Origin of the sequence: Brevibacillus choshinensis (assembly GCF_001420695.1) — a bacterium.
Classification (GTDB): Bacteria; Bacillota; Bacilli; order Brevibacillales; family Brevibacillaceae; genus Brevibacillus; species Brevibacillus choshinensis.
Window position 1 is genome coordinate 241,579 of record NZ_LJJB01000010.1, and the last position, 12,348, is coordinate 253,926.

At 49.7% G+C, this 12,348-nt stretch carries 10 protein-coding genes and 1 riboswitch; of the genes, 2 read left to right on the forward strand and 8 right to left on the reverse strand.

All coding sequences use genetic code 11. The annotated features are described in order from the left end of the window. Positions 1–201: 201 nt before the first annotated feature. Entirely contained in the window at positions 202–1,632 is a 1,431-nt protein-coding gene (locus AN963_RS11505) for a hypothetical protein (RefSeq protein ID WP_055744745.1), read from the reverse strand. A gap of 183 nt (positions 1,633–1,815) precedes the next feature. Here AN963_RS11505 and AN963_RS11510 point away from each other — a divergent pair, with 183 nt between their 5' ends. Next, entirely contained in the window at positions 1,816–3,522 is a 1,707-nt protein-coding gene (locus AN963_RS11510) for a M14 family metallopeptidase (RefSeq protein WP_055744746.1), read from the forward strand. Positions 3,523–3,797: 275 nt separating this feature from the next. Here the strand turns inward: AN963_RS11510 and AN963_RS11515 are convergent, their stop codons facing one another. From AN963_RS11515 to AN963_RS11525, 3 genes are all read right to left on the reverse strand, one after another. After that, entirely contained in the window at positions 3,798–5,255 is a 1,458-nt protein-coding gene (locus AN963_RS11515; protein ID WP_055744747.1) for an aldehyde dehydrogenase family protein, read from the reverse strand. A 79-nt stretch (positions 5,256–5,334) separates the two neighbouring features. After that, a riboswitch (cyclic di-GMP riboswitch) is annotated at positions 5,335–5,425 on the reverse strand. Between the two features lie 165 nt (positions 5,426–5,590). Then, a complete protein-coding gene (locus AN963_RS11520; RefSeq protein ID WP_055744748.1) occupies positions 5,591–6,541 on the reverse strand; it encodes a methyl-accepting chemotaxis protein in 951 nt (316 codons plus the stop codon). Positions 6,542–6,571: 30 nt separating this feature from the next. After that, positions 6,572–7,324 carry a hypothetical protein gene (locus AN963_RS11525; protein ID WP_055744749.1) on the reverse strand — a complete coding sequence of 251 codons (753 nt, stop codon included), beginning with the start codon at positions 7,322–7,324 and terminating at the stop codon, positions 6,572–6,574. Between the two features lie 84 nt (positions 7,325–7,408). Between AN963_RS11525 and AN963_RS11530 the strand changes: the two genes are divergently transcribed. Further along, the gene (locus tag AN963_RS11530) at positions 7,409–8,824 is read left to right on the forward strand and encodes an RsmF rRNA methyltransferase first C-terminal domain-containing protein (RefSeq protein ID WP_055744750.1); all 1,416 of its coding nucleotides are present in this window, start codon (positions 7,409–7,411) and stop codon (positions 8,822–8,824) included. A 100-nt stretch (positions 8,825–8,924) separates the two neighbouring features. Here the strand turns inward: AN963_RS11530 and AN963_RS11535 are convergent, their stop codons facing one another. The 4 genes from AN963_RS11535 to AN963_RS11550 all read right to left on the reverse strand — a co-directional run bounded on the left by AN963_RS11535 (position 8,925) and on the right by AN963_RS11550 (position 12,083). After that, a complete protein-coding gene (locus tag AN963_RS11535) occupies positions 8,925–9,164 on the reverse strand; it encodes a hypothetical protein (protein WP_236707953.1) in 240 nt (79 codons plus the stop codon). A 98-nt stretch (positions 9,165–9,262) separates the two neighbouring features. After that, the gene (locus tag AN963_RS11540; protein WP_055744752.1) at positions 9,263–9,937 is read right to left on the reverse strand and encodes a LysE family transporter; all 675 of its coding nucleotides are present in this window, start codon (positions 9,935–9,937) and stop codon (positions 9,263–9,265) included. Between the two features lie 4 nt (positions 9,938–9,941). Then, positions 9,942–10,376 (reverse strand): Lrp/AsnC family transcriptional regulator, encoded by a 435-nt coding sequence (locus AN963_RS11545; RefSeq protein ID WP_055744753.1) that lies wholly within the window; start codon positions 10,374–10,376, stop codon positions 9,942–9,944. 207 nt (positions 10,377–10,583) lie between these two features. Beyond that, positions 10,584–12,083 carry a DEAD/DEAH box helicase gene (locus AN963_RS11550; RefSeq protein WP_055744754.1) on the reverse strand — a complete coding sequence of 500 codons (1,500 nt, stop codon included), beginning with the start codon at positions 12,081–12,083 and terminating at the stop codon, positions 10,584–10,586. Positions 12,084–12,348: the final 265 nt, after the last annotated feature.

The following is a 12,348-nucleotide window of genomic DNA, read 5'->3' on the forward strand; positions in this document are numbered from 1 at the left end:
TCTTCCACGCATCCAGCCTGGAAGCGCCTGAGGGACTTTTTGAACCGACAGATCATTTGGATCGGAAGACCATCAAAATCAACGAGCACAAAGAGCTTGATGACGATCTGTTGGCATCGCTTTTCAAGCAAGCGGCTGCAGTGTAAGACGTAAAAAGGGCAGCCTCTTCGTCGGGATCAGACGCTGAGACTGCCCTCTATTTTATTGAGGTTGAATATACGCCACGTTGTTTTGTTTCATCCACCCGAGCTTACTTTCAATCAGCTTAGCGATCGTCTCGTCTTCCATGCCATGCAGCATGTTGTAGAGTCGCTGTGTCTCCACCAAATCGTTGTATGTCAGGTACGGATAGTCTGCTCGACCAAAAGTGCCATCTGGAAAATAAGCATAGTGCAAATCTCCGTTATTCAAGATCCACTTGGAGCCGAGGTTGACCACTCCTCCCAGCATGATATCGGCAAGGTCTTTATCGGTAGGATTGCCAAATTGCAGATAGCTGCTGTACAGGTAGTTGATCTCAGCAAGTTGGTGGTTGAGAGAGACATGTGTGTTTCCTTCTCTGCCGACCGAAGCATAATCACCTACCAGCCAACCGGGACGGATGCCGTCGATGACGTAGTGATTCCCTACTGCATGCTGCTGGAAAAAGGTCGCATACTTTTGGGCCGACTCACAAAATTCTGCTTCTTGATACTGGACACACCCTTTGAGCATCAAGTCTGCCGCTCCTGTATTAAATCGGGTATCGTAAAAGCCTTCGGGTATGCCGTAGTCTTCGTTCAACCACTGTGAACGCGGTAGTGATTTCCAATATCCTTGCTGATCCTGCTGCCTCAAACTGGCTTGTAGCATAACGTAGCCCATGTCCCGTGCCGCCTTGCTCCCTCCTGTATACAAAAAGGAGCGTAAGACGTAATTTTCAGGAATGCGCCAGTAGGAGGTCTCCGTATAGGGTTCATATGTCGATGGACTTATGTAATAGTAGCCGTCATAGAGCCATTTCGCATTATCGGTGACATCCAGAGACAGCCAAATGCTGTTCAAGGATTCTTTCCCCCACACTACGAGAGGCTCCTTGGACTCCAATGCCCACATTTCACTGACGAGCCCTGCTCTCACCGGCATCTGAACACTCAGCGTATAGCCGTTCGCCGTTTTATTCACTTCGATGGGGAGCTCCATCCCCCGTTTTTCGTCTATCGTTCCTCTGCCCAGCGGAGCGTACACGATTGGCTTGCCCATCCAGATGGACTTGCCCTCCGACTCAATGAAACCGGCAGCCAGTGGAAGGACATGGACGTCTCGCAAATTAACGACAGCCCAGTAAGGCTGCTTGTTTTCTGAGATCGCTCGATAGCGGAACGTGACGCTATCTCCTTTGATCGGGACGTTCAGGACGTAAGGCTTTTGATTTGTCTGACCGGTGACCTGATGCATCCAGTACACGTCTCCATCGCCAAACGTGTACAGCTGTTTCTTGTGAGTCCCACCTTTGATCGCATCACTGGTCTCTTTGACGATCGGCTTCATCCATGTACTTGGGCTGGCGTTGGCGTTTGCCTCTGTCGGTACGACTGTAGCTCCTGTTATGAACAATACCAAGACGAGAAGAATGCTTGCTAGTCTAATCAAATGACATCCCCCTATCCATCGAATTATCGACTATCCATATTTACCCATGTTATTCTCCTTTGTTCACACATAAGTCCTACATCCTGCTCCTAAAAAATGAACACTCCGGTTGATTAACATATTGACAATACTCTGATAATTTCGGTTTATATTGTCATGAACTATTATGTAAGGAGGAATGTAATGGACAAGAAAATTGGGTACACCGTTTCCACCACCGCACTCCTTGTCGTGTCACTGCTCGCAGGAGGCTCTTTTTGGCATGTACCTCTCTTAGTCAATCCGGCATCTGCAGCAGAAGCGAAGGTAGAAAAGCTGTTCGTCCCGTATTACGGGTATGGCCCCTCCTACATACAGCCTGCAGCCATAAAAGAGCTGTTTCCTACTCCTGACATCGATTTTGGAACACCTGGCTTTCAAAATGACAAAGTGGCTTTTACCTCTCAAGAAGAGATGGTCACGTACATAACTAAGCTAGTAAAAGGAAACAAACATGCAAAACTAGTAAACATCGGTACCTCCCTGGAGGGACGTGAAATACCACTCCTTATTTTTAGCAAAGACCCGGATCACGTAAAGGCAGACAAAGAGAAGCCGCTTATATGGCTGCAGGCACAAATTCACGGAAATGAGCCAGCTGCTGGGGAGTCTGCACTGGTGATTGCTAAATGGCTCACCGAAGAAAAACTAGGTACCGACCTGCTCGACAAAGTAAACGTCATCGTCGTCCCGCGGATCAATCCAGACGGGTCTTACGCATTCAAGCGTTACATCGGCACAGATCTCGATGCCAACCGCGACTACATGAAGGTGGAATACCCCGAAGTTCAAGCGATTCATCGAGCGATCGATGAGTATGAGCCGGATGTCGTGTTGGATGCTCATGAATATGGCGTCAACTACAGTCAATTTGCAAATGTCGGTGAAAAAGGGGCGAACTCCTCGTACGACGTCCTGATTTCCTCCGCCAAAAACTTGAATATTCCGGAATCGCTGCGGAAAATGTCTGACCAGCTGCTTTTGCCTGAAGTGGAAAAGGCACTGGATCAAGAAAAGCTCGCGCACCACCCTTACTTTACATTAGCCAAAACTAAAGAGGGGAAAGTCATCGCTACGGAGGGTAGCACGGAGACCCGGATCGGGCGCAATGCGCTAGGCCTGAAGAATACGCTCACCTACCTCGTGGAAACACGCGGGATTGGCATCGGTCGTGCAGACTTTGAGCGGCGCGTCTACAGTCAGGTGATCACCCACGCTACCTTTATTCAATCGACTGCGGCCCATGCAGCGGAGATAAAAGCTGCAGTCGCTCAAGCCCGTCAGGAGATTACGGAAAAAGGAAGTAAGGCAGACGACAACGACAAAATCATTGTGGTTAGCGAAAACAAGCTGGTTCCGGATCAGAAGCTGGTTGTTGTAGATTTGGCAGAAGCGAAACGAGTCGACGCCCCCATTGATTGGGTCAGCTCGACGGATTCCTATCCGGTACTGGAAAGGGAGCGACCGACTGCCTATATCATGCCACCTGGTTATCATGATATCGCGAAAAAGCTGGAGCAACTCGGGGTCGAAGTAAGCACGCTGTCCAAGGAAACCACAGTCACCGTCGAAAGCTACACGGTGGCCGATAACAAAGTAAACACGACTTACGAAAACGGGCATTTTACCAATGAAGTCACGACCAACGTGGAGGAAAAGACCAAAACATTCCCGGCTGGTAGCTATGTATTCCACATGGGTCAACCCAACGCCAACTTTATCGCGCTGGCCATGGAACCAGAGTCCGTGGACAGCTATGTCACATTCAATTTTATCCCCGTAGAAAAAGGGGATGAGGTCCCGGTGTATCGGTACATGCTGGAAAAGTCTCTGCCTGTTCGCGCAAAGTAGGCCTAAGCAACTCAAAAAACGTCCCTCTCCTGTATGACTATGGAGAGGGACGTTTCGTTACATTCTACTTCCTTTTTATTTGGCGAGGAGTGCCCTTCGGCCAGTTTCGCCAGCTGATGTTCCATTGTCAGATTGATCAACTCACTGGATGTTCGGCAGATGGATGATCAGATCGCGGATTTGATGAAAGCTTCCAACAAGTCTGCCTGTTTTTCCGTTTCCGTTTGCTCCCATTCTTCTAGCGTGTTCATCGCTTACCACCCATCTTCATGAAACTAATAAGGGAACTGACGCGGTTTGTGCTGGACGGAAATCCACTTGAGCGTCGTGAATTCCTCCAAGCTCCACTGACCGTTCAGGCGACCTAAACCGGAATGTTTTTCTCCACCGAATGCCACGATCGGTTCGTCATTGATCGTACCGTCGTTAATATGAATCATGCCCGTCTCGATTCGCTTCGCCATTTCTGCTCCCCGCTCCAGATCACGGGTGTGAATCGCACCGGACAATCCAAATGGCGTCTCATTGGCGATACGGACAGCTTCTTCCTCCGTATCAAACGAGAGAATACACACGGCTGGGCCAAACAGTTCCTTGGAAGCAATCGCCATGTCGGTGGTGACCCCCGTGAGCACGATGGGATCTACCACGTTTCCTCTTACTTCCCCCTTCAGGACGGGTGTAGCCCCTTCGCGGATCGCTTCATCGATCGTTGCCATCAGATTCGTTACCTGCCGCTCATTGATCAACGGACCGATAATCGTATCCGGATCATTCGGATCTCCCACCTTCAACGAGGACACTTTCTTGACATACAGTTCCAGGAACGAATCGTACACATTTTGATGAACAAGCACACGGTTGGCTGACATGCAGATTTGGCCTTGGTGCGTGAATCGACTGAACACAGCTGCATTAACGGCGTATTCGAGATCAGCATCCGCCAGCACGATGAGTGCACTGTTTCCGCCAAGCTCTAATATCGCTTTTTTGAAATGCTTGGCAGCGACCTGCGCGATATGGCTTCCTACTTGACTGGAGCCGGTGAAGGACAGGATGCGTGGGATCGGATGCTCGACAAATCCGTCACCGATTTCCGAAATATCTGTCACGATGACATTGATCAATCCCTTTGGCAGCCCAGCTTCTTCAAAGATTTTGCCGATGAGCGTTCCTCCTGTGATCGGAGTTTGCTCATGAGGCTTCAATACAACACCGTTACCTGCTCCTAGAGCTGGGGCAACCGACTTCATGGATAGATAGAACGGGAAGTTGAACGGACCGATGACCCCGACCACTCCGACCGGAATACGATACAGCCTGTTTTCTTTCCCTTCTACTGGAGACGGAAGAATTTTGCCTTCCATCCGAACAGGAAAAGTCGCAGCTTCCCGAATGATATCTTTGACAAGACCAATCTCAAAAAACGCCTTGAGACGGGTTCCGCCCAATTCCTTGATAATGACCTCGATGATTTCTTCCTCGTGTGCATCTATGTATTGAACGGCACGCTCCAACATGCGTGATTTGACATAGGGATTGACCTCATCCCATTCCTTTTTGGCCCGTGCAGCCGCCTGATAAGCCTCGTCGATATCCTGCAGACTCGCCATTTGAAACTCTGCGATGACTTCCCCATTGTACGGGTTTACATCCTGCAGCTTGCGAGATCCAAGTCCGTCACGCCATTCCCCGTTAATAAACTGCTGGTCCAAGGTTTGTAGAATCGACATGATACCCTCTCCCTTTTCCAATAAAATACGGCTCCCTTCGCCAGATGGGAGCCGTTTGACAGCATGAAACTACCTGCTAGTTGGCAACCCGGCTACCGTAGTATCACTCTTGATACCGTAGGCCCGTGGCTTTGCGTCCCCACCTTTCAATGGGTTTGCCCATTCATAGCGAATGTCATGATACAGTTGTCAACAAAAAGGAATTTATTGGGTGATTCTCTTTTGATTATAGACCTCTCGTATACAGAGTCAAATAAAAAATAGGTAAAGGGATTTAGGGCAAACAAAAAAAGAGTCCTTTTCCTAAAGCAAAGGAATCTTTTTCGTCGAGTGGTTTATTCGGGTAGTATTCTCTTTACTTGTTGATAGCTTGCCTGCAACTGTTGGTCGACCTCATTGGCTTCCCTCACGTGGCTCGTGAGATCTTCGTCCAAATCGCCCAACAGATAGATGGCTTCGCTCACCTGCTTGGAAACCCCATCGGCAAATTGCTTTTGATGCTCGATGATCTGCATGACACCAGAGACTTCCCCATTCACTTCATGGAAGGCTTGCACGATTCCCTCCATTTTAGAGGAAGCGTCCTGGCTGATGGCCAGTCCGTTTTTAATCGCCGCGCTGCTCTTTTCGCTATTGGCCAACGCGTCTTTCGTTTCTTCCTGAATTTTTCCGATCAATTCTGCGATCGACTTTGTAGAGTTGGCCGTCATCTCAGCCAGCTTGCGCACTTCGTCTGCCACCACAGCAAATCCTCGTCCCTGCTCCCCAGCACGGGCTGCTTCGATGGCTGCATTGAGTGCCAAGAGGTTGGTCTGGTTGGCGATATCGCTGATCACCTTGACAATGCTCGTAATTTCTGATGAACGATCTTCCAATCGGCTCATGGAACGAGAGGTATTCACCGACTCCTCATCCAACAGGCTCATGACTTCCACGACTTCTGTCATCGCAGATTTACCTGCATCCGCACGCTCCATAGATTGATGGCAAATGGAGGTCAGGCGCTCTCCGCGAACATGCAATTGATTGGCAGATTCGTCATCGCTCTCGTTGATGTTCTTGATCTTTCCTACCACGACTTTCATCTGAGACGCCAATTGGGCAATTTTCTCATGCTGGGCATTTACTACGTTGTTTTGGGAAAGGACTGCTCCGATTTGCTCGTAGATCGCGAGCAAATCACTCTTCAGCTCTTGCTGATTGTCCGATTCAGCTGGTGTAGCCACAGCTGTTGCCGTTGCTGCTATCTCTTTTTCTGCCAATCCTTTGTCCTTTTTCCAGAACATCTCTCTACTCTCTCCTTTGCCTTGAATCAGTTAGTCTTCGCGACGGGAAAACGATCGGGATTCGATGATACCCGGATGTTGTTTTGCCAACGTCAGCAGGTTTTCCAAAAAGTAATAATGACCCTCCAATAATTCCACGTCTTTCCGCTCAAACTGCTTGACCTGCAAATACTGCTGCATTTCCAAGGCATAGCGCTCCAGCTTGTTGTGAAAATCATTGGCTCGTAACATTTGTTCCACTTCCGGGTACTCCGTCTTCAATCGATTGATTTCACTGTATACTCTGCTTCCTTCCAAAATCGTCTGGTAAGCCACACGTTCCAGCGAAGCACCGGTAGCTGCATCCTGCTCGGCACGCTCTTCGCGCAAAGCAGATAAGTACGTGATAAAATGGTAGACAGTTAGGAACAAAGGGCCTAAAAATAAGATGATCCCTGCTTTATAGACATGCTGATTGGACAAGTTGCTGATGAGCAGGAACAAGTGAAACAGAATCGCTCCCAGCCATACGTAGATAATGACCTGGTGATTGATCTTCCCGGCCTTTTGTTGGCGCGAAAAGACAAACGTAAGCCCTAGCAGATAAAAAGCGAGCAAGGTAAAGCTAGCAGAAAACAGTGCCATCTCCATTTCCTGCAGCCAATCTGCGTCGGCTGGAATCTCGATCAAAAATTCAAAAGCGAGCACCAGCAGTGAGAATAGCAACCCCATGATCCAAAACCGGCTGACTTCTGAGTCGTTCCTCCGCCGGGAGCGGTAGCGTTCCGCACGGGATCCTTTCATATGCTCTCACCTCATTTTCTATGATTCGCCATGTTTCTATCTTTTCCTCTCCCAATCGGCCAAATTCTGACAACGGAGGCTTTTATGACACAACTTTTACCTTCTGCCTTTACGGAGCGGATGCGCACCCTGCTGCAAGAGGAGTACGAAGCATTTGTTGCCTCGTACGAACAGCCGGTTTTCCATGGCTTGCGCGTCAATCCGTTGAAAGTTGACCGGGAGCGCTTTTTGAAGCTGTCACCCTTTTCTCTGGAACCAGTAGCCTGGTGTGTAAATGGCTTTCGTTATCCTGAAGGAGCGCGTCCTGGCAAGCATCCCTACCATTCTGCGGGCTTGTACTACTTGCAGGAGCCGAGTGCCATGTCGGCAGCAGAATGTTTGCAGGCACAGCCCGGCGAAACCGTCCTGGATCTGTGTGCAGCACCTGGTGGTAAATCCACGCAGCTCGCTGCTGCCCTCCAAGGACGTGGCCTCCTGATCGCCAATGAAATTCATCCTGTGCGGGCCCGCATCCTGTCGGAAAACCTGGAGCGATGTGGTGTGCCAAACGCCGTCGTGACCAATGAGACGCCAGAGCGATTGATGGACCGCTTTCCCAAATTTTTTGACCGAATACTCGTCGATGCGCCTTGTTCTGGAGAAGGCATGTTCCGCAAGCTTCCCGAGGCGATCGAAGAATGGTCTCCGGAAAAAGTGACCGACTGCCACCTGATGCAGATCGATATCCTCGATGCTGCCGCCGCCATGCTAAAGCCAGGTGGAACGATCGTATATTCCACCTGCACATTTGCTCCGCTGGAAAATGAACAATCGATGGCGACCTTTCTGGAGCGTCATCCGGAGTTTTCACTGATTCCGCTGCCACATCCGGAGCACTTTGCCCCTGGTCATCCTGAATGGGCGACGCCGGCATCGGACGAGCTAGCCCAGACAGCTAGGCTATGGCCACATCTGCTCAACGGTGAAGGCCACTATCTCGCCAAGCTGCAAAAGAGCATGGATGTCGAACCAGCAGAAGCCCCGAAAAAACGCAAAGAAAAACGAGGGGCAAAATCATCAGCTCCTGCCGGGCGAAAAGAAGCGATTGCGGCTTGGCGCAGTTTTGCAGCCGAAGCGATCCCCTGCGCGAACAGCCTGCTGGACAACGACCATGCCTTTCTGCTGTTTGGCGAGCAGCTCTACTACTCGCCCGCACCAGAACTGGACTGGGATGGAATCAAAGTATTGCGTGTCGGACTTCATCTAGGAACCGTCAAAAAGAATCGACTGGAGCCCAGTCATGCGTTGGCTCTCACGTTGACTGCGGATGAAGTGGCCCGCACGGCTTCCTTTTCTGCAGACGATCCGAGCCTTCTCCGTTATTTAAAAGGGGAGGCGCTCAGTCGAGAAGACGCAACCGGTTGGACACTCGTCAAAGTGGATGACTTTTCTATCGGATGGGGAAAACAGGCTGACGGTCAACTGAAAAACCATTATCCAAAAGGTTTGCGCTGGCTCTAACCCAATTATTCTAGCCCAATTCTGTTGGAACGCAAAATAAGCCCACTGGCCTAAACGATTGTATCGATCGCCTAGGCGGTGGGCTATCTATTTCGAACCTTTATCTCCCTCTGCGGGAATGATTGTCTACCACTGTCAGAGAGCCGTTTCTAATATAGCGCAAGATTTTTGATACGGATATGCCCGTCGCATTGGCAATCTGCATCGCATTGGAATTAGGAAAGCTCCTGACATAATTGCGAATCATCCGGTATTCATCCATGTCATTTTGCCCACATACCTTGCAGTTGTATTCCCCGGGGCTCATCTCACTGCCACATTTCAAGCAATTATCCGTCATCACTGGTTCTCCTCACACCCTGTACTTTGCTATTTTTCGCACAAAGGGTCCTATCTACCTATATTCTACCCACATTAGGGTAGGTGGAAAACACTATTTCAAAAGGACCAAACATTTTGACAGAAGAGAACGATGGCAAATCCGATCAGAAACAGCCCTACAACAACATTTACTCGCTTCTGCCAAACGGGGTGCAGCACTTTCGCGGCGTACTTACCCAGCGCAGAGACTGCAGTCAAAAACAGCAAAGTAGACAACACGCACCCCACAGCAAAGCCTACGAAATTCATTCTGTCTGCATGGTCAGCAGACGACATGAGCGATCCGAAAACCCCCGCCCAAAATAAAATCGTCAGAGGGTTGGTCAGCGTCAGTACGATCCCGTACAAAAAACTATCTCGAACACGGGTGGTCATTATCCCCGTATGTTTCCCCGATGAAACCATCACTGCATCCGCATGTTCAACCGCACCCGCAGCGTGTACTCTCCCCTCCTGCACCACTTTCGCTCGAATGCTCCCCACTCCAAACCAGATGAGTACAACAGCACCACCCATCACCACGATCTGCTTCACCCATGGAATCTGTAAAAACAGAGAGAGCCCGCCGATCGCTCCTGCCATATACGCTGCATCTACCAATGCCACACCCGAAATCATCCACCACGCATGGCGAAAACCAAAGGTAATGGAGCGCTGCAAGACCGCGAGACAGACCGGTCCTACTGACAACTGTAACAGCATACCAAAGAGCAAACCGTTCCACACGGACATCACTTTACATCTCCTCTTTCATCGAAGAGAGTACGATCATGGTGTTCGTCTTGGCTACACCAGTTACCTGTTTGATCGTTTCAGATATGAGTTGTTCCAGCTCTCTCGTGCCGGGGAGCGCTACCTTGAGCATATAATCATACGAGCCCGCCATATGGTGACATTCCAACACACTGTCGGTCTGCAGGATAGTCGCGCGAAATCCATCGACGTGCTCCGGTTTTTCCAGTTGAACCATGATAAACGCAATCAGGTGAAGGCCGATTTGCTCGCGACCCAGCTTGACTGTAAATCGCTCAATAACGGAGGATTCCTCCAGCTTACGAATCCGTTCTGATACAGCAGGTACGGACAAATGAACCTGCTTGCCAATCTCCGAACTAGTCATTCTTCCATTTTCTTTAAGCAAGCGCAAAATTTCTTCATCAATTCGATCCATCCGTACCGCCTCCTCTTTTCACGATTATAGCAAGACTTTCATTAATTAGGAGCATCGGAGAAAAGAACGATGTTTTTTAACGTTTTCTTCTATTTTACTTCAATTCCTTTCGACATTCCCTCTCGACAAGCTAGTTTCGCTGAAAAGATTAAAGCAAAAAAAGACTGCTCGGATCTCGATGATCCGGACAGTCTTTCCTCGATGCGATTACCCTCTCGATTTGCCTTTTCCAGCAGATGGTCGGAATGGCCTGCCACCCTGACTCTTGTTGCCTGGTCTGCCAGCTCCGCCTCCTGCCTTACCAGCTGTAGCCGGCTTGGAAGGCTTTGCTGACTTCCCTGCTTTCCGCGCAGCGATTGCTTCTGCACGCTTGCGGTTTTGCTCGTATTTCGTCTGTAGTTCATCCAGCTCCTGCTTAAGCTTTCTCTTGTAGCCTGGCTTAACCTTCGTCTTTTTCTTGATCGCGTCTCGAATCGGAGCGAATTCTTTATCTTTTTCCTTCTTCTGTTCCTTCTGCTGCTGCTCACGCAACTCGATGAAGTGTGCTTCCCGCTCTTCTGCGCGTTGGCGGCGGCCCTCATCCAGATGGCGTCCTGCTGTCAAAATTCTTTCCTCGATGGAAGCCTTGGTCGTCTTCGCAAAGCGACCCATCAGGTTTTTCTGACGAGGAGAAATAAGCGAGATCGCTTTCCCTTTTTGTCCTGCACGTCCGGTACGACCTACGCGGTGAATGTAGCTCTCGACATCGTTAGGCAAGTCGTAGTTGATCACGTGCGTAACACCTTCCACGTCCAGACCACGCGCAGCGATATCTGTCGCGATCAAATACTGGAAGCGGATATCGCGGAACTGCTTCATCAGCTGTTCCCGCTTGTTTTGAGACAAATCGCCATACAAAGCTTGTGCGGACAATCCGTTTTCCTGCAGACGGGCGGTCAATTGCTGTACGCGTACTTGCGTGTTGGCAAAGACGATGGTCAAAAACGGCTGCTCTTGCTCCAGCACGTCCACGAGTGCATCTGTCTTGTCACTTTGGTTGACGACATAATAATATTGCTCGATGCGTTCTACCGTTTTTTGCTTTCCTTCGATCTTGATGTGCGGCGGCTGTTTCATGAAACGATGCGCCAGCTTTTTCACCAGATCCGGCATGGTAGCGGAGAACAACAGCACTTGGCGTTGCGATGGTGTATGAACGATGACTTGCTCAACATCCTCGAGGAAGCCCATTTCCATCATTTTGTCCGCTTCATCCAGCACCAAAGTAGAAATGCGGCCAAAGTGCAGCGAACCGCGTTTCATGTGGTCCAAAACACGCCCAGGTGTACCGACTACGACATGGACGGTCTCTTTTAGCTTGTTGAGCTGCTTGTCGATATCCGTACCACCATGCAACGAGAGAACGTTGACATTCAAATGCTTGCCCAGCTTCTCGACTTCTTTGGCGATCTGGATCGACAGCTCACGGGTCGGAGTCAGAATCAGTGCTTGGATGTCACGCTTTCCTTCCTCCAGAGCATTCAGAATCGGGAGCATAAACGCAGCTGTTTTCCCAGTTCCTGTCTGTGCTTGTCCGATGACATCCTTGCCTTCCAAAATCAGCGGAATCGCTTCTTCTTGAATGGCAGTTGGTTCTTTATAATACAGGTCTTGAATCCCTTGCATCACTTCCGGTCGAAAGCCAAAAGACGCAAACGATTTTGCCATAATTTCCACTTCCTTTCACAAGCGGCCCGATTTGCCACACCAAAGACTGCATGGACAGTGGGGGGTGCTATAAAACCGGCTACCGTCACTCATATTCATCCGGCGATGTTCCACGACGCCTGATTTCCTATCCTACCTATACTAAATGAGTCGTTGTAAAAATACAACCAAACTGTCTACAGCTTTTCCTTTCCAGCTTTGATCAAACTAAGGTAGCTGGACGGAAAAAGGGGAAAACTCTCCAGGTTAGTAGGGCCACTTGCGC